Source organism: Nonomuraea spiralis (genome assembly GCF_014648435.1).
Taxonomy (GTDB): domain Bacteria; phylum Actinomycetota; class Actinomycetes; order Streptosporangiales; family Streptosporangiaceae; genus Nonomuraea; species Nonomuraea spiralis.
The window spans coordinates 1-17,330 of record NZ_BMRC01000037.1; the positions used below are offsets into that span (position 1 = coordinate 1).

At 70.5% G+C, this 17,330-nt stretch carries 16 protein-coding genes; 10 read left to right on the top strand and 6 right to left on the bottom strand.

Annotated elements, in window-relative coordinates; genetic code table 11:
• Window positions 1–128: 128 nt before the first annotated feature.
• From IEZ27_RS46910 to IEZ27_RS46920, 3 genes are all read left to right on the top strand, one after another.
• Window positions 129–1,403 carry an acyltransferase family protein gene (locus tag IEZ27_RS46910; RefSeq protein WP_229824984.1) on the top strand — a complete coding sequence of 425 codons (1,275 nt, stop codon included), beginning with the start codon at window positions 129–131 and terminating at the stop codon, window positions 1,401–1,403.
• A 132-nt stretch (window positions 1,404–1,535) separates the two neighbouring features.
• Window positions 1,536–2,738 (top strand): type 1 glutamine amidotransferase family protein, encoded by a 1,203-nt coding sequence (locus tag IEZ27_RS46915; protein ID WP_189653170.1) that lies wholly within the window; start codon window positions 1,536–1,538, stop codon window positions 2,736–2,738.
• 83 nt (window positions 2,739–2,821) lie between these two features.
• Window positions 2,822–3,475, top strand: coding sequence for a Uma2 family endonuclease (locus IEZ27_RS46920; RefSeq protein WP_189653171.1), 654 nt, complete (start codon window positions 2,822–2,824; stop codon window positions 3,473–3,475).
• On the opposite strand, the gene IEZ27_RS46925 is transcribed toward IEZ27_RS46920, so the two are convergent.
• Together IEZ27_RS46925 and IEZ27_RS46930 are read right to left on the bottom strand one after the other, a co-directional pair.
• Window positions 3,472–4,095 (bottom strand): FMN-dependent NADH-azoreductase, encoded by a 624-nt coding sequence (locus IEZ27_RS46925; RefSeq protein WP_189653172.1) that lies wholly within the window; start codon window positions 4,093–4,095, stop codon window positions 3,472–3,474. The two genes, IEZ27_RS46920 and IEZ27_RS46925, sit on opposite strands and share 4 nt — an antisense overlap.
• A 189-nt stretch (window positions 4,096–4,284) precedes the next feature.
• Window positions 4,285–5,568, bottom strand: coding sequence for an ABC transporter ATP-binding protein (locus IEZ27_RS46930; RefSeq protein ID WP_189653173.1), 1,284 nt, complete (start codon window positions 5,566–5,568; stop codon window positions 4,285–4,287).
• A gap of 230 nt (window positions 5,569–5,798) precedes the next feature.
• Here IEZ27_RS46930 and IEZ27_RS46935 point away from each other — a divergent pair, with 230 nt between their 5' ends.
• From IEZ27_RS46935 to IEZ27_RS46945, 3 genes are read left to right on the top strand one after another with little or no spacing between them, the layout of a single operon-like run.
• A complete protein-coding gene (locus tag IEZ27_RS46935) occupies window positions 5,799–7,268 on the top strand; it encodes a glycoside hydrolase family 13 protein (protein ID WP_229824985.1) in 1,470 nt (489 codons plus the stop codon).
• Window positions 7,265–8,290, top strand: coding sequence for a LacI family DNA-binding transcriptional regulator (locus IEZ27_RS46940; RefSeq protein ID WP_189653175.1), 1,026 nt, complete (start codon window positions 7,265–7,267; stop codon window positions 8,288–8,290). Before IEZ27_RS46935 ends, IEZ27_RS46940 begins: the two co-directional genes overlap by 4 nt.
• Window positions 8,291–8,324: 34 nt before the next feature.
• The gene (locus IEZ27_RS46945) at window positions 8,325–9,209 is read left to right on the top strand and encodes a carbohydrate kinase family protein (protein WP_189653176.1); all 885 of its coding nucleotides are present in this window, start codon (window positions 8,325–8,327) and stop codon (window positions 9,207–9,209) included.
• A 565-nt stretch (window positions 9,210–9,774) separates the two neighbouring features.
• Here IEZ27_RS46945 and IEZ27_RS46950 read toward each other — a convergent pair.
• The 3 genes from IEZ27_RS46950 to IEZ27_RS46960 all read right to left on the bottom strand — a co-directional run bounded on the left by IEZ27_RS46950 (window position 9,775) and on the right by IEZ27_RS46960 (window position 12,410).
• Window positions 9,775–10,167, bottom strand: coding sequence for a hypothetical protein (locus tag IEZ27_RS46950; RefSeq protein WP_189653177.1), 393 nt, complete (start codon window positions 10,165–10,167; stop codon window positions 9,775–9,777).
• A gap of 681 nt (window positions 10,168–10,848) precedes the next feature.
• On the bottom strand, window positions 10,849–11,580 hold the full coding sequence (locus IEZ27_RS46955) for an ABC transporter permease (protein WP_189653178.1): 732 nt from the start codon (window positions 11,578–11,580) through the stop codon (window positions 10,849–10,851).
• Window positions 11,577–12,410, bottom strand: a complete 834-nt coding sequence (locus IEZ27_RS46960; RefSeq protein WP_189653179.1) for an ABC transporter ATP-binding protein — start codon at window positions 12,408–12,410, stop codon at window positions 11,577–11,579. Before IEZ27_RS46960 ends, IEZ27_RS46955 begins: the two co-directional genes overlap by 4 nt.
• A 131-nt stretch (window positions 12,411–12,541) precedes the next feature.
• Between IEZ27_RS46960 and IEZ27_RS46965 the strand changes: the two genes are divergently transcribed.
• The 3 genes from IEZ27_RS46965 to IEZ27_RS46975 all read left to right on the top strand — a co-directional run bounded on the left by IEZ27_RS46965 (window position 12,542) and on the right by IEZ27_RS46975 (window position 14,904).
• Window positions 12,542–13,669 (top strand): sensor histidine kinase, encoded by a 1,128-nt coding sequence (locus IEZ27_RS46965; RefSeq protein ID WP_189653180.1) that lies wholly within the window; start codon window positions 12,542–12,544, stop codon window positions 13,667–13,669.
• 1 nt (window position 13,670) lies between these two features.
• Window positions 13,671–14,309 carry a response regulator gene (locus tag IEZ27_RS46970; RefSeq protein ID WP_189653181.1) on the top strand — a complete coding sequence of 213 codons (639 nt, stop codon included), beginning with the start codon at window positions 13,671–13,673 and terminating at the stop codon, window positions 14,307–14,309.
• A 103-nt stretch (window positions 14,310–14,412) separates the two neighbouring features.
• Window positions 14,413–14,904: a signal peptidase II gene (locus IEZ27_RS46975; protein WP_189653182.1), complete on the top strand. Its 492-nt coding sequence runs from the start codon at window positions 14,413–14,415 to the stop codon at window positions 14,902–14,904.
• A 35-nt stretch (window positions 14,905–14,939) separates the two neighbouring features.
• Here the strand turns inward: IEZ27_RS46975 and IEZ27_RS46980 are convergent, their stop codons facing one another.
• Window positions 14,940–16,379 (bottom strand): PQQ-dependent sugar dehydrogenase, encoded by a 1,440-nt coding sequence (locus tag IEZ27_RS46980; protein ID WP_229824987.1) that lies wholly within the window; start codon window positions 16,377–16,379, stop codon window positions 14,940–14,942.
• Window positions 16,380–16,529: 150 nt separating this feature from the next.
• Here IEZ27_RS46980 and IEZ27_RS46985 point away from each other — a divergent pair, with 150 nt between their 5' ends.
• Window positions 16,530–17,135, top strand: a complete 606-nt coding sequence (locus IEZ27_RS46985; protein WP_189653183.1) for a TetR/AcrR family transcriptional regulator — start codon at window positions 16,530–16,532, stop codon at window positions 17,133–17,135.
• Window positions 17,136–17,330 lie beyond the last annotated feature (195 nt).

Genomic DNA, 17,330 nt, shown 5'->3' on the forward strand with positions numbered 1-17,330 from the left:
TCGCCCTCAACGCCGTGATCTGGCACAACTGGAACACCGGCGCACCCGTCAAACGATCACTGACCGCCTACGACCATTAACCCAAATTCACATCAGTGATCTAGCCCGCTGCGGGTAAGTTGGGCCGGGTGCCGACCGCCGCGACCCCCGAGACGACCATGCCCGGCGCGCCCTCCAGGCTCGCCTGGCTCGACGCGCTGCGCGGCATCGGCGCGCTCGCGGTGGTCGCCGAGCACCTGCTGCCGTGGTTCCTGCCCGCGCTGCGGCCCTTCTGGTTCAGCCTCGGCGTCTACGGCATCCTGGTGTTCTTCCTGGTCAGCGGGTACATCATCCCGACCTCCCTGGAACGCCACGGCGACGTGCGGGCCTTTTGGACCAGCCGCTTCTTCCGCCTCTACCCGCTCTACCTGGCCGTGATCGCGCTGGTCCTGGCCGCGTCCTGGTGGGTGCCGGTGCGCGAGGGCGTGCCGCGCGACGGGAGCGCGGTCGCGGCGCACGCGACCATGCTGCTCGACGTCGTGAGCGTGGGCGGCGTGGCCGACACGATGTGGACGCTGTCGTACGAGATGGTGTTCTACCTCCTGGTCACCGCGCTGTTCGTGATCAAGGCGCACGAGCGCAGCGGGCTGGTCTCCGTGTTGTTCGCCGGGGCGTCCGTCGTGGTCGGGCTGGTGGTGTCGGGCGCGGTGCTGCGCGGCGGATGGCTCGCGTACGTGTCGTGCGCGGTGTTCGCGGCCGGGCTGGCCTGCGTGGTCGGCGGCTGGTTCCGCAGGACCGCCGCGTGCGTGCTCGGCCTGATGGCGCTGGCGCTGCTGCTGCTCAGCAGCCGGGTGCCGTGGCTGGGCGCGGCCGTCGTCGCGGTGATGTTCGCGGGCACGGCGATCCACCGGTGGGAGCGCGGGCGCGGCGGGCTGTGGCCGGTCGCGGTGACCGCGGCGCTGGTGGCCGTGGCTCCCCTCTGGGCGATCGAGAGCGGCTGGTGGTGGGTCGAGCCCGACGTGTGGCTGACCACGATCGCGCTGGCGGCGGCGACGTTCGCGGGCGCGATGGCGTTGCGCGGGCGGCGGCTGCCCGCCGTGCTCACCTGGCTGGGGCTGATCAGCTACTCGCTCTACCTGGTGCACCATCCGCTGCTGAAGTACTTCGTCGAGGTCACGGGCGACCTGCGGTTGTCGCCGCTGCCGTACCAGCTCGTGATGGCCGTGCTGGCCCTGGCGCTGATCCTCGGGATCAGCGCCCTCGCCTACCGCTACGTCGAACGCCCGATGCAGACGCTCGGCCGGCGCCTGTCCCGGCGCGGCGCCGGGGTGGGCGCCCAGGGCGCCGGACATGACGGGGTCCTCGATGGCGGCCTGGCCGGGGCGGTCTCCAGTACGGGCGACGGATCGGGGCACACCGCGTAGGTCTGCACGATCTGGTCATCGGGCTCGTACCGCCGGCTCGTGAAGCGCAAGATGGTGTGCGGGTCATCGGCACGGACCCCGCTGAGCCGGGAACCGCCGCGGTCGCCGGCGGGTGAGAGAAGGGCCGAGGTCATGCCGGGTGCGCTGGTGCTCATGGGGTCGGGGGAGACGAGCCCGACCATGGTCGAGGTCCACCGGGCGGTCGCGCGCGGACTGCGTCCCGGAGCCCGCGCCGTGCTGCTCGACACCCCCTACGCCTTCCAGGAGAACGCCGCCGACATCTCCGCCCGTGCCCGCCGCTACTTCGCCCGCAGCGTCGGCCTGGAGGTCGAGGTGGCCACCGGGGTCACGGGGGCCGACTGGGTGTTCTCAGGGCCGGGCAGCCCCACGTACGCGCTGGACCGGTGGGCCGCCTCGGGCGTGGCCGGCGACCTGCGCGCCCGCGTACGTTCCCGGCAGGGGGTGACGGTGCTCACCTCGGCCGCCGCCTGCACCGCGGGCCTGGCCACCGTGCCCGTGTACGAGATCTACAAGGTCGGCGCCGAACCCCACTGGCGCGAGGGCGTCGACCTGCTGGAGACGCTGGGCCTGCGGGCCGTGCTGATCCCGCACTACGACAACGCCGAGGGCGGCACCCACGACACCCGCTACTGCTACCTGGGCGAGCGGCGGCTGGCACGGATGGAGCGGGAGCTGCCGTCGGACACCGCCGTCCTGGGGCTCGACGAGCACACCGCGCTGATCGTCGACCTGGAGTCCGAGGAGGTGTGCGTGGCGGGGCGCGGCGGCCTGACCGTACGGCGGCCGGGTTCGGTGACCGTCCTGCCCGCGGGCACCCGTACGTCCCTGGCCGCGGTCCGCGACCTGGCCGAGGGCGGGACGCCAGGAGCCGTTCCGCCGCCGGGCGTGGCCGGGCCCCCGGAGGACACGGTCACGCTGGAGGAGACGACCCGGTCGTGCGAGGAGCTGTTCAAGGCCGCCGTGGCCGGGCCGGACCTGGTGGCGGCGGCGCAGCTCGTGCTCGACCTGGAAGCCGAGATCGTCAAGTGGGCGGCCGACACCGAGGAGGACTCCGGCGGGGTCGACCAGGCCCGGGAGCTGATGCGGCTGCTGATCGCCCGGCTGGGCGAGGCCGCCGCCACCGCCCCCCTGCACCCCCTGGTCGAACCGCTCCTCGACCTGCGCGCCGAACTGCGCGGATCTGGACGGTACGAGACGGCGGACGCGTTACGGGCGGCGATGGCGCGCGGCGGCGTCCTCGTGGAGGACACCCCGGACGGCCCCCGCTGGAGCCCGGCTCCCCAGACGGGCTGCATACCGGGGCGGCGCGGGTAAAGACACGGTAATGTGCTCTCGTCACTCGACGTGCTCGCCCGGCTACACTTGGCCCTTGATGGCAGGCGTGCGAGACTCGATCCATGGAAGGCGATGAGGCGATGAGTGCTCTGCCGGATGAGGGATGGCTGGTCGCCCACCCGCCTCCGCGCCGGGTGCGGCTCTTCTCCCTGCCGCCCTCCAAGGATGGATACACCGTCGATGACTGGCTCAAGCTTCCCGAGACCGGGGAGCGGATCGAGTTGATCGACGGGAGTTTCGTGGTGAGTCCCATGGCCGCCTACGATCACGCGCTCTGCGCCGGAAGACTGCGCGACCTGCTCCTCGCGGCGGCGCCCGAGGAGTTCGAGGTGATCGAGTCGGGAAACCTCCGCGTCGGGGACGACGGGCTGGTTCCCGATGTGCTGGTGGGATTCGCCGAGGCCATTCTGGAAGGGCAGGTCGCGCTCTTCGCGGCCGACGTCGTCTGCGTGGCCGAGGTGGTCAGCCCTGGCAAGGGCAACCGCGAGCGTGACTACACGATCAAGCCGCCCAAGTACGCGGCCGCCGGCATTCCGGTGTTCATCCGCGTGGAGCTCGAAGGCGACGACACGCCGCGTGTCGAGGTCTTCAATCTCGGCAGGCAGGGTTACGAGCTGGTGGCCGAGGCCAAGGCGGGAGACCTGCTGGAGATCGCCGAGCCTTTCCCCGTGGCCTTCGATCCGGCGGTCCTGGCCGGGCGCCGCCGAGTCTCCTAGAAGGTGCGGGCGATGCGGCGGGCGTCTTCGTCGGCCTGCTTGCGCTCGGTGTCGTACGAGCCCGTGAGCGTGGGGTGGTGGCGGATCTCCTGGACGTCGCCGATGCCCGTCCAGCGCAGCCAGTCGTTGAAGAAGGTCGACTGGAAGTCGCTGCCGAACTCCGGGCCGAGACCCGGCCCCCACACCGCGCTGGTGTAGACGACGGCGGCGCGCTTGCCGGTCAGCAGGGGCCGGTAGCCCGTCTCCGGGTGCACGTCGAAGATCATCGCCGGCTGGCTGACGACGTCGATGAACTGCTTGAGCTTGTACGGCACGCTCGCGTTCCACATGGGCACGCTGAACAGGTAGCGGTCGTAGGAATCGAACCGCTCGAACGTCCTGACGGCCGCGGCCCACGCTTCGGCCTCCTCGCCCTCGGGCGTGCCGCCGCCGAACACCGTCATCTTGGCGCGGGCGGCGGCGGGGCCGAACTCCGGCAGGGTGCCGTCCCAGAGGTCGAACCTGTCTACGGTGTGGGTGGGGTGGGTGGCGACGTACTCCTCGACGAACGTCTCGGCGATGGCGGTCGAGATGGATTCCGTGCCGCGGGGGGAGGCGGAGATGTGCAGCAACCTGGACATGACGCGAGCCTTTCTGGACTATGGTCCGTTTAACGTCGCCAACAATACGGACTGCGGTCCACTTGGTCAAGGTCGCGCGAGGGCATGGTGGGGCGCGGTGGGGTGTGCGGGGCCTCCGGGGCGATGGCGTGGTCGGCGACTGTGCCGCCGTACGCGAATTGTGGCGAACGGCGGGGTTCGGTCAATACGTCAGCGGCGGGGTGGGTCGATGCGGGTGCCGTCCAGGGTGAAGATCATGAGGCGGGAGAGGTCCACCGCGACCTTCGCGGCGTCGCCCGCGCGCCACATCGGCCGGTTCCCCAGCCGGACGATCAGGTCGGAGCGGCGGTGGAAGCCGCTGCCCACGTTCTGGCCGACCTGCTCCTGTTCCTCCCGCTCCTCGTTCCGCTGGGAGAAGAGGCGGCGCACCATCCCGGTCAGTCCGCCCGCGCCGTTGCGCTCGCCGTTCATGCGGGCGCGCGGGTCCGGGGGTTCGGGCACCGGTACGGCCGGCATGCCGCACTCCAGGTAGGCCAGCCACTCGTGCCCGTGGTACTCCAGCGCCCGTACCCGCCCGTAGAACGACGGCCCCTCGTACGACTCCGGCACCGGCGCCAGCCCGTCCGGACGCATGCCGACCAGCACCTGCCCGCCCGTGTGCTGAGAGATCGCGTACGCCCTGGGATCGCTCCAGGGCATCGTGAGCCGGTGCGGGCCGAAGTCGAGCATGACATACTGGTTCTGCGGCGTTCTGACACCGGCCGCCAACAGGTTCAACTGCTGAGAGTTGAGGAAGGCCGCCACGAACGCCGTCGCTGGATCGTTGTAAATCTGGGCCGGAGTGCCGACGTCCTGCAGGACGCCGCGATTCAAGATCGCGATCCGGTCGGCCAGGGTGAGCGCCTCGACCTGGTCGTGCGTGACGTAGATCGTGGTCACCCCGAGTGACCTGACCAAGGCGCTGATCTCCATGCGGAGTTCGGTGCGCATGCCGGCGTCGAGGTTCGACAGCGGCTCGTCCATGAGGAAGAGCTTCGGCTGCCGGACGATCGCCCGGCCCATCGCCACGCGCTGCCGCTGGCCGCCCGACAGTGTGCCGGGGCGGCGGTCGAGCGTCTCGTCGATGTGCAGCACCTTGGACAGCTCGGTGACGCGGTCGCGCACCATCGCCGGGTCCGACTTGGCGATCTCCAGAGGGAAGGCGATGTTCCCGCGTACGGTCCGGTGCGGGTAGAGCGCACCGTTCTGGAACACCATGGCCACGTCGCGGTCGCGCGGTGGCAGGTGGTTGGCGAGCTGGCCGTCCAGCCAGAGATCACCTTCGGTGATCTCCTCCAGGCCGGCGATCATCCGCAACAACGTGGACTTGCCGCAACCGGAAGGCCCGAGGAGGACGAGGAACTCGCCATCCTCGGCCTGAAGGCTCAGCCGGTCGACTGCCAGGTAGTCGCCCGGATACACCTTGGTCACTTTGTCGAGAACGACCGAGCTCATGGGCCCACACCTTGCACGCGTGTCACCTGTGACGAGGCTGATTGATGAGGTAGTACATCGCGCCTTAACGCCGCATGTCCACCCTTGACATAAAGAATCTCTCCCGCAGGTGTTTCGGCCAGGGGTTTTAGGCGGCCGAATACCCATAAATCCGGATACGAGGTGCATGGAAGGGCTTGCGTAAACTTGCGGCAAGGGCTTTCATGGTGCGGGAACTCGGGGGGAAATCCATGAACAAGTGGTGGCGTGACGCCGTGATCTACCAGGTCTACGTGCGCAGCTTCGCCGACGGCAACGGCGACGGCGTAGGCGACCTGATCGGCGTCCGCGATCGCCTGCCGTACCTGGTGGAGCTCGGGGTGGACGCCGTCTGGCTGACGCCCTTCTACACCTCTCCGATGGCCGACTTCGGCTACGACGTGGCCGACTACCGGGACGTCGACCCGCTGTTCGGTTCCCTGGCCGACGCCAAGGCGCTCATCGACGAGGCGCACGGCCACGGCCTGCGCGTCATCGTGGACGTCGTACCGAACCACACCTCCTCGGCGCACGCGTGGTTCCAGGCCGCGCTGCGCGGCGAGCGACGCGATCGCTACATCTTCCGCGACCAGCCCAACGACTGGGAGTCCATCTTCGGCGGCCCCGCCTGGACCCAGGTCGAGGACGGGCAGTGGTACCTGCACCTGTTCGACCCCGCCCAGCCGGACCTCAACTGGGACGACCACGAGGTGCGCGGCGAGTTCGAGTCGATCCTGCGGTTCTGGCTCGACCTGGGCGTGGACGGCTTCCGCGTCGACGTGGCGCACGGCATGGTCAAACCGCGCGACCTGCCCGACATCGGCCATCCGAACCAGACCAGGATGATCGGCCGGGAGCCGGTGCCGTACTTCGACAACGACGGCGTGCACGAGATCCACCGGGCGTGGCGGCGCGTGCTCGACTCCTACCCTGGCGAGCGCATCGGCGTGGCCGAGGCGTGGGCGCCCACCGCCGAGCGCCTGGCCATGTACGTACGGCCCGACGAGCTCCACCAGGCCTTCAACTTCCACTACCTGTTCACCCCGTGGGACGCCGCCGCGCTGCGCGAGGTGATCGACTCCTCGCTCGCCACAGCCGGGTCGGTGGGCGCGCCCACCACCTGGGTGTTGTCGAACCACGACGTCAAGCGGCACGTCACCCGCTACGGCAGCCTGGCCAGAGCCCGCGCCGCCGCGCTGCTGACGCTCGCGCTCCCCGGCTCGGCCTACGTCTACCAGGGCGAGGAGCTGGGCCTTCCCGAGGTGCTCGACCTCCCGGAGGAGGTGTGCCAGGACCCGCAGCGGCTGCGCGACCCCGACAGCGGGCGCGACGGCTGCCGCGTGCCGCTGCCCTGGACCCGCGAGCTCGGCTGGCGCGACCCGTGGTTGCCGATCCCGGCGAGCTGGGCCGACCTCAGCGTCCAGGCCCAGGACGGCGCCACGGGCTCGACCCTGGAGCTCTACCGCGCCGCGCTGCGCCTGCGCCGCACCCTGGAAGGCGACCTGGTCTGGCACGACTCGCCCGAGGGCACGCTGGTCTTCTCCCGCGGCGACGTGCTGTGCACCGTCAACCTGACCGGCGCCCCCGTCGACTTCGGCGTAGAGGGAGAGCCGCTGCTCGCCTCGGATGTCCCCGGAGCAGCCGATTCGGCCGCGTGGTGGAAAGTAAAGTGTGTTCCATGAACGGTCACGCTCGCCTAGCCGACATCGCCGCCCAGGCCGGGGTGAGTGAGGCCACGGTCAGCCGGGTGCTCAACGGCAAACCCGGGGTCTCGGCCGGCACCCGCCAGGCGGTGATGGCGGCCCTCGACCTCATGGGCTACGAGCGGCCGCCCCGGCTCCGGCAGCGCAGCAACGGGCTCATCGGGCTGGTGACGCCCGAGCTGGACAACCCGATCTTCCCCGCGTTCGCGCAGGCCATCGAGAAGGCGCTGACCCAGCACGGCTACACGCCCGTGTTGTGCACCCAGCTCCCCGGCGGCGCGCCCGAGGACGAGTTCACCGAGCTGCTGGTCGACCGTGGCGTGAGCGGCATCGTCTTCGTCTCCGGCCTGCACGCCGACACCACCGCCCGGATGGACCGCTACACCCGCCTGACCGACCGCGGCCTGCCGATCGTGCTGGTCGACGGCTACAGCGAGCACATCGACGCGCCCTTCATCTCGCCCGACGACCGCCTCGCGGCCCGGCTGGCCGTGCAGCACCTGGTCGACCTCGGCCACGAACGTGTCGGGCTCGCGCTCGGGCCGCGCAGGTTCGTCCCGGTGATCAGGAAGATCGAGGGCTACAAGCAGGCCATGGCCCACCTGCTCGGCGCCACCGACGTGGACGATCTGATCTCCCACTCGCTGTTCTCGGTCGAGGGCGGGCAGGCGGCCGCCGCGCAGCTCCTCGCCCGCGGGTGCACGGGGATCGTGTGCGCGAGCGACCTCATGGCGCTGGGGGCGATCCGGGCGTGCCGGCAGATGGGGCTCGCGGTACCGGGCGACGTGTCGGTGGTCGGGTTCGACGACTCGCCGCTGATCGCGTTCACCGACCCGCCGCTGACCACCGTGCGCAAACCGATCGGGGCGATGGCGTCCGCCGCCGTGCAGACGCTGCTGGAGGAGATCAACGGCGCGCCGGCCAAGCACGTCGAGCTGATCTTCCAGCCGGAGCTCGTCGTCCGCGGTTCCACGGGCTCCGGGCCACTGGTGAACCGCTGATCCGCCGGTTCGTCCTCGAAGGGTTGATCGAACGTTGCTGCGTGACGTGCTGGTCCTCGGCGGCGCCGGGGTGGACACCACGGTGTACGTGCCGACATTGCCGCTGCCGTACCGGGACACCTACCACGTGCCTCCCGTCGTCGACCGCATCGGCAACACAGGAGCCGGAGTCGCCCTCGGCTGCCGGGCGCTGGGCCTCGACGTGGCGTTCGCCGACCTCATCGGCGACGACCCGCAGGGCGCGCTGATCAGGCACGCGCTGCGCGACGTCGACTGCAGGTGGGGGACGGCCGAGGCGGGCACCCGGCGCAGCGTCCTGCTCGTCGGGCCCGACGGGCGCCGTACGTCCCTCCACGACCCCAAGGTCACCCCGGGGGAGCGCCTGCCCCGTGAGCTGTACGCCGGCCTGCGCGCCAGGCACGTCCACATCTCGATCATGGACTTCTGCCGCCACGTCTACCCAGACCTCGACGGCGTACCCATCTCCACCGACCTGCACGACTGGGACGGCGTCGCCGACTACCAGAAGGACTTCGCCTACCGCTCCGACCTGGTCTTCCTCTCGGCCGCCGCCCTGCCGGACCCGGCCGCCACGATGCGCGACATCCTGGACAGAGGGCGCGCCCACACGGTCGTCTGCACCCGGGGCGCGGACGGCTGCCTCGTCCTGACCCGCGACTCGCCGGCCGTACAGGTCTTTCCCGCCGTACCTCTGCCCGGGGCGGTGGCCGACAGCAACGGCGCGGGCGACGCCTTCGTCTCCGGCTTCCTGTACGGCACCTTGAACGGTTATCCGCTGTCCGAACGCGTCAGACTGGGCGCCATCGCCGGTGCCCACGCCTGCACGGTCGAGGGCACCCACGAATCCCCCATCCCAGAAGACCTCCTCCTCACCCGGGCATCCGGGCAACCTCGGTGAGCGTCTGGCCGTACGAGGTGGGCCCCGTTCACCGAACGACACCGGCCATCGGCTCGCCACGGGAGAGGCGGGGGTCGTTTCCGTCCCCGCGTTTTGGTGGGGCCAGAGGCCGAAGCCCGGACCTGCACGCCGAAGCTCGGACCGTATGCCACTGTCCGATCCGTGTGCCGCGCTTGGCCGTGCACCGTAGCTCGGGTCCTGTGCCGGACGCCCGGCTGGGCACCGGAGCTCGGGCCGAACCTTGAGCCGGGGCCCGCACCGAGCACGGCCCCTGGCCTTGAACGTCGGGCGCGGCCATGGACGTCGGGCGTGGCCTTGAACGTCGGGCGTGGCCATGGACGTCGGGTGCGGCCTTGGACGTCGGGCCCTGTGCCGAAGGCGGGGCCGCGTGTTTGAAACTCGGGTCGGATGTCGAACACCGACTCGCGGTCCGCCCACAACCTGGTTCGAGGTCCATAATCCGAGACGTGGCCCACAGTTTGGGACGTGGTCGAACGGCCAGCCTGTGCGGCGAGTGGCCTGGGCGATGGGCGTTTACGGCCCGCCCTCGAGGTCCGGCCGGTCGTCAGCCGCAGGGGAACGTGGCCTCGTCCACCTGGCCGGTGCTCCACACTGCCCTGAAGGTGCTCGACGTGCTGCCATGGCAGGTGTAGATGGCCGTGACGATCCCGACGCCGTTGCCCCCGCTGAAGACCTGCGTGTCGTTACGGAAGATCTTGACGAACAGCTGGTGATCCTCGGTCTCGGGGACACACTCACCCTGGGCGATCACCCGTGCGGGCGCCGCGGTCGTGAACGTCAGGTCATGAACGGCGAACCCGCACTTGACCCCCACCGCCGAGCCCGCAGCCTGAGCAGGTACCCCCTGACCGGCGACGACCAGCCCCATCGCCCCGGCAGCGGCCAGCACAAGAGCCGCCGCACGGCGCCGTTCACGACCTGATCGACGTTCTGACATAAGCGTTCCTTCCATCGTGCGAACCGGAACCGACACCTCGCCGGCGCCACCTGGAAGGCGTTCCAAATCGTTCCACCCCGTGCCGAGCCCCGCCCCCCGCACGAACGCACACCACCCTGAGCCCAGACCCACAGCCAAGCACCCACAGCCCAGAACCACAGCACTCAGCCACCCACCACCAGTGCGGCCCCGACCCCTGGACACCGGCCCGGCGTGAGCACTGCTCCGCTTGGGAACTGCTCCGCTTGGGCACTGGCCCGCTTGGGCACTGGCCCGGCTCGGGCGCCGACACAGCTTGGGTACTCAGCTTGAGCACGGACCCGGCTTGAGCGTCGGCTTAGCTTTCGGCACTGGCTGGGTTCGGCACCGGCAACGGCCTCCACGCCGGTCGAGGCACAGCTCCAGCACGGGCCCGCGTGCGGCCACGGCATGACACCGGTTCACGCCCAGGCCCGCGCCCCAGGCCCGCGCCCCAGGCCCTCGTCCCTCAGCCCAAGTCCAAGCCGGACCCCAAGCTCATGCCGGGCCCCAAGCCCAAACCCCGGCCGGGCATGGCCTTGTGCGGCTCGGCGTGGCCTCGGGTACGGCCCTGGGGCGACTGCCTGGCGTGACAGCGTCTCCGAACACCTGCACAGACTCGGGCAAAGGCCCCTTCTTCGCCTCAACCCATGCAGTGAGCTGTCAGCTCACCTCCTTGCGGATCACCCGGACGCTTCCCGCCACCAGAGGAGCGACGATCCACACCGTCACCGACACCGCGAGCCGGGCGGCGTCACCTCCGGTCAGCTGCCCGTTCAGCAGCGGATCGGTGGTGTGGTTCAGGTCGAGCCATCCGGCCAGAGCCGCCCCCGTGTCCCCGAGTTGCGCGACGGCGCTCCACACCACCGAGTTCGACAGGCAGATCACGATCGCGGCCGGAGCGTTCAGCAGCAGCATGCCCATGCCCAGCCCCTCCGCCGCGGTGAGCGCCGTCGTCACGGCCAGCCCCAGAACGGCTCCCGGCGAGACCTCCCAAACGGCAGGAACATCGCGGACCGCACTCGACACCGCCGTCACGGGAAGCGCCACCAGCAGCGCGACCAGCGGCGCCGCCAAGGCCACGACCAGCGGCGGAAGACACTTGGCCACCAGTACGCGACCACGCCGAGGCTCCAGCGCGAACGTGGTCAACGCCGTACGCTGACTCCACTCGCCGGTCATCGTGAGGATCGCGAGCACGGGCAGCAAGGTTCCGTACCCGAGCCCGGCCGTGCCCGCCAGGAGGCTCAGGTGCGGCTCCGCAGCCGTGGCGCGCCCCGCGATCGCCACGACGGACAACGCGAGCATGATCGCGGCGATGGCCCGCCCACTCCGCGTGTCGACGAGCTTGCGCGCCTCCACGACCAGCACCCTGCGAAAGGGAACGGCACTCATCCCCGCCCCCCATCCGCGGAGCCGGCCGTCGCCCGCCCACTCGGCGTGGCAGCGGCCGTCGCCTGCCCACTGCCTCCAGCACTGTCCGTGGCGAGACCTCGGCGTGCAGCGGTGCCCGTGGTGTGAGCCCGGTCTGCGGCGGTGGTCAGGGTCAGGAAGGCCTGTTCCAGGCTCCCGTGCCGGGCGAGCTCGGCGATCGTCCCCTGGGCCAGCACCTGGCCGTGGCCGATCACCACGATGTGGTCGGCGACCAGTTCCACCTCGTGCAGCAGGTGGGAGCTGAGCAGCACCGCGCACCCCGCCCCGGCCAGCTCACGCAGCAGGCCGCGCAGCCACTGGATGCCCTGAGGATCGAGCCCGTTGGCGGGCTCGTCGAGCACGAGCACCTCGGGACGTCCGAGCAGCGCATGGCCGATGCCGAGCCGCTGCCGCATCCCCAGCGAGTACCGGCCGACGACCCGCTTGCTCTCCTTGCCGGTCAGGCCGACCAGGTCGAGCACCTCGGCGACGCGCGACCTGGGCAGGCCGAGCATGATCGCGCCGAGCGTCAGGACCTCGCGCCCGGTGCGGCCGGGATGCTGGGCGGTGGCGTCGAGCAGCGTGCCGACGCGGAACGCCGGGCGGTCCAGCTCGGCGTAGGGCCGGCCGAGTACGGTGGCCGACCCCGACGTCGGCCGCGACAGCCCCGCCAGGACGCGCAGCGCCGTCGACTTGCCCGCCCCGTTGGGGCCCAGGAACCCGGTGACGCTCCCGGCCGCAACGGTGAAGGACACGTCATCGAGCGCCTTCACGTCTTTGTAGACCTTGGTGAGATGGCTGAATTCGATCACGGGTCAAGTCCATCGGTCACCTGGGCTGCCCGGCATCGGATCGGCGGCCACACCGATGGCGACCCAGGTCTACAAGGCTGTCGACCCTGGTCGATATGGTCGCCTTTGTGCGATTCCCTAAGGTGGGAGCCGTGCATGACCTCATCGAGCATCCACCGGACAGGGCGGGGCCCGCGCTGCGTTACCTGGTCGCCGCCGTGCCGGTGCTGCTCAGTGGCCTGCTGCTGATCGCGCGTACCGACCCGCCGCCGACGCCGCTGCTGATCGACCTGGGCATCGGGGTGCTCGCGCTGCCCCTCCTGTTGTTGCGGCACCGCCTGCCGTGGCAGCTCGCGCTGGTCACCGCCGTGCTGACCGCGGTCTCGCTCGCCGCCGTGGGGGTCGCCGCGGTCGCGTACGCGTCCCTGTGCGTACGCGGGCGATGGCGGCAGGTGGCACCGGTCGCGGTCGTGTTCTGGCTGAGCCAGGTGGTGTACTCCCGGTGGCAGGGCACGGTGGCGTACATGGTGCTGTACGGCGCCGTCACCGCCCTCGCCGTCGGCGCGCTGACCGTCTTCGCGCTGTACGTGCGCGGGCGCCGCGAGCTGGCCGCCGCCCGCAGGGCCGCTGAACTGGCCGAGCAGCGTCAGCGGGTACGGCAGGCCAGGCTGGGCGAACGCCTGAAGATCGCCCAGGAGATGCACGACGTGCTGGCCCACCGGATCTCGCTGCTGGCGATGCTCGCCGGCGGGCTGGCCCACCGCAGGGACCTGCCGGCCGCGGAGACGCGGGAGGTCGCGCTCGCCATCCAGGAGAACGCGCACCAGTCGCTCACCGAACTGCGCGCCGTGCTGGGCACGCTCCGCCACGACGGCGACGGCACCGAGCCGCCCCAGCCGACCCTCGCCCACCTGGACGCGCTGTTCGAGGAGGTACGCGCCGCCGGGCAGCGCGTAGAGGTGGACGACACCATCGACGGACGCGAACGACTGCCCGCACGGACGGGGCGGCACGCGTACCGCATCGTGCAGGAGGCGCTGACCAACGCGCGCAAGCACGCGCCCGGCACGCGGGTGACGGCCGAACTCACCGGAGGGCCGGGCGACGGGCTGCGCATCCGGGTGAGCAACCCCGCCCCCTACGGGACGTCGCCGGGCCCGGGCGGCCGGCTGGGCCTGGTCGGCCTGGCCGAACGCACCCGGATGGCCGGCGGCGCGATCAGTCACGAGCTTCATGACGGGCGCTTCGTGCTCGACGCCCGCCTGCCGTGGGAGGCCTGACATGATCCGCGTCGTGATCGTGGACGACGACCCGATGGTACGCACCGGCCTGCGGCTCATCCTCGGCGGCGAACCCGACCTGGACCTCGTCGGCGAGGCCGGGGACGGGCGTGAGGCCATGCGGGTGATTCGCGAGCTGCGTCCGGATGTGGTGCTGATGGACATCAGGATGCCCGTCCAGGACGGGCTGGCGACCACGGAGCTGCTGCTGTCCAGGCCGGACCCGCCACGGGTGCTGGTGCTCACCACGTTCGACGCTGACGACCTGGTGCTGCGCGCGCTGCGGCTGGGCGCCGGCGGGTTCCTGCTCAAGGACACGCCGCCGGCGAAGATGATCGAGGCGGTGCGCGCCGTCGCGAACGGCGAGCCGGTGCTCTCGCCGAGCGTCACACACCAGGTGATCGCCGCGGCCACCGGTGGGCACGACCCGGACGCGCGACGGGACCTGGCCCGCCTCACCGAACGCGAGCGCGAGGTCGCGATCGAGCTGGCCCGCGGCAGCTCGAACGCCGAGATCGCCGAACGCCTCTACGTGAGCGTGGCCACCGTCAAGGCGAACATCACCCGCATCTTCGCCAAACTGGGCACGGACAACCGGGTTCTCGTCGCCATGAAGGTGCGCGATGCCGGACTGCTGTGAAGTCCCGCTAGATTTCAAGACAAAAGCCATTGATTGTGAGGGAAGAGTGTCGGACGAACGCGGCCCGCAGGCCACGAGTCGAAGAGCGCGGCCCTTTGGGCGCATGTTCGCGCTGGCCATAGTGGTCCTCCTCGTGGATCAGGCGTCGAAGTTCTGGGCGGTCTCGGCGCTCTCCGACGGCACGGAGATCACCGTGATCCCGCGGCTGCTCCAGCTGCGGCTGCTGCTGAACCCCGGTGCCGCGTTCTCGATGGGCGAGGGGGTGACCTGGGTGTTCACCCTGGCGGCGGCCGCGGCGGTCGCCGGCATCCTCTACGCCGCGCGTCGGCTGCGCTCGGCGGCCTGGGCCGTCGTGCTGGGCGCGCTGCTCGGCGGGGCCACCTCCCATCTGCTCGACCGCCTCTTCCGTCCGCCCGCCTTCGCCCAGGGGCATGTGGTGGACTTCATCGACTACGGCGGGTTGTTCGTCGGCAACGTCGCCGACATCGCCCTCACCGGCGGATGTGCCGTCCTGTTCCTGCTCAGCATCCGCGGCATCCCTCTCGGAGACACCCCCGACGAGGGACGCCCTGCCTCGGCGGAGAACCCTGCCTGACCGTTGTGGGGCCCCGGCTTCCCTGAGCGGCGTCGTCACGGTCGAGGGGTGACGTGCCAGATCGTGTTCCCGGCGTCGTCGGCGACCAATAAACGGCCGTTCTTGCCCGTGATCACGCCTACCGGCCGGCCGTACGTGGTGCTCTCGTCCGGGGCGGGCTTGAAGCCGGTGAGGAAGTCCTGGGGCTTGCCGCTGGGCATGCCGTCCTTGAAGGGCACGTAGACCACCTTGTAGCCCACAGGATCGCCCCGGTTCCATGAGCCGTGTTCGGTGATGAAGGCTCCTCCCCGGTAGCGCTCGGGGAACGCGGGGCTCTCGGCGAAGGTCAGGCCGAGAGGAGCCGTGTGGGCGCCCAGGGCGTAGTCGGGCCGCAGGGCGCGGGCCACCAGGTCGGGGCGCTGTGGCTGGACCCGGTCGTCGACGTGGCGCCCCCAATAACTCCAGGGCCAGCCGTAGAAGTCGCCGGGGCGTACGCGCGTGAGGTAGTCGGGGGAGGCGTCGTCGCCCAGGAGGTCGCGTTCGTTGACGACTGTCCAGAGCGTCTTGGAGTGGGGTTCGATGCCCAGACCGTTGGGGTTTCTGAGGCCGGAGGCCAGAATGCGTTCTCCGCTGCCGTCGGGGTTGATCTCCAGGACGGCGGCCCGTCGTCGCTCTGCCTCCATTCCGTACTCGCCCACGTTGCTGGACGAGCCGACCGTGACGTAGAGCTTGGTGCCGTCCGCGGAGGCGAAGAGGTTGCGGGTCCAGTGGTTGTTGTAGCCGCCGGCCGGCAGGTCGAGGATCTTCTTCCCAGTGCCGGTGACGCGGGTTTCGCCCAGCTTGTACGGAAAACGCCAGACGCCGTCCGTGCCGGCGACGTAGAAGGCCGCCTCGGTGCCGTTCGCGGCCGACGGCCCCAGCGTGTACGGCGGTGACGCCGCCAGCAGGGCCATGCCGAACGGCTGGTTGAGGTTCTCCAGGAACACGCTGCGGAAGTCGGCCACGCCGTCACCGTCGGTGTCGCGCAGCAGCGTGATCCGGTTGGCGCTGCGTTCGGTGGTCGAGCCGTCGTTGCGGCGCAGCCAGTAGAACAACTGCATGATCGGGGACCCGGGATCCTTGGGCAGGGTGGCCGACTCGGCCACGAGCACGTCGCCGTTGGGCAGCTCGTAGAGCCAGCGCGGATGCTCCAGCTCGCCGGCGAACCGGGTGACCGCGAACCCGTCGGGCGCGGTCGGCGCCTTGCCGGAGGGCCAGCCCACGACGTCCGGGGCGTTGACCTTGGGAATGGGGAACGTCTCGCGCTCCCCGAGCTGGGGTTCTGCGCCCAGCTGCGTGGCAGTCTGCGGAGCGCCGCCCCGGTTCACGGCGTAGACGGCGCCGGCCGCCGCGAGGGCCACCAGGAGCAGGAGCAGGAGCAAAGCCCGGAGCAGGATCCGGGGGCCCGCGCGGCGCGGCGTGGTCGCGGGCGCGGTCAGATCGGAGGTCGTAGACACCGGCTGGTCTCCCCGTGAACGGTTGACGATTGTCGGACGAGTGGATGGCACGCGAGAAGGGCAGCCAAGAATCGCTCTCCTCTCGGATAAGCTGTCCCGAGTTAACGGCCGTTAGATTTCTAACATGTGTTAAGCGCGAGGTCAACGTTGGTGCTCACCCGTCACAAGATCCTGGAAGCCGGGCTGGAGGTCCTCGAGAAGGACGGCGCCCACGGAATCAGCATGCGTAAGCTGGCCAAACGTCTCGATGTGACGGCGACGGCGATCTACCACTACTTCGACGGACGCGAGTCCCTGCTCGAAGCCATCGTCGACGAGGTGTGCAGCAAGATCGTCTCGCAGGCTCCCCGTGAAGGTGGATGGAGGGAACAGCTCCGCGGGCTCATGATCTCCATGGTCAGTCAGTCGCTGGAGCACCCCCGGGCCTCGGTCTGGTCCATCACCACCTATGCGCGGCGCGCGCCGGTGATGAGCCTCCAGGAGGCCATCTTCGGGATCCTGCTGGAGGCGGGATTCCCTCCTGACCGGGCCGATCACGTGAAGGGGGCGGTGCTGCGCGTGTGCGTCGGGCACCTCGTCCTGCACGAGGCCGCGGCCAGGGACTGGGCCGAGCTTCCCGCCGACAAGTATCCGCACTTCCACGCGGTCGAGGCCGCGCGGCTGCAGGCCGACCAGGTCGAACACTTCAAGTTCGCGCTGGACGCGGTGCTCGCCGGATTGCCCGAACCGGACCAGGGTGACGACCCTACTGCCTGACCGTCTGCGAAGCCCCCGGCTCGTCGCGGAGCGTGACCGCCTCTGCGCTCTCGGATATTACTCTGGTGGCTTCCGCGCGGGTTAACGGGTGTTAGAGTTCTGCTCGGCTCCGCGTCCAGCCGGGCGGAGTCAGGGGGCGGAAGGGGGCATGGCGATGGCCGAGGGGTTCCCGTCGGGGTGGGACACGCCAGGTGG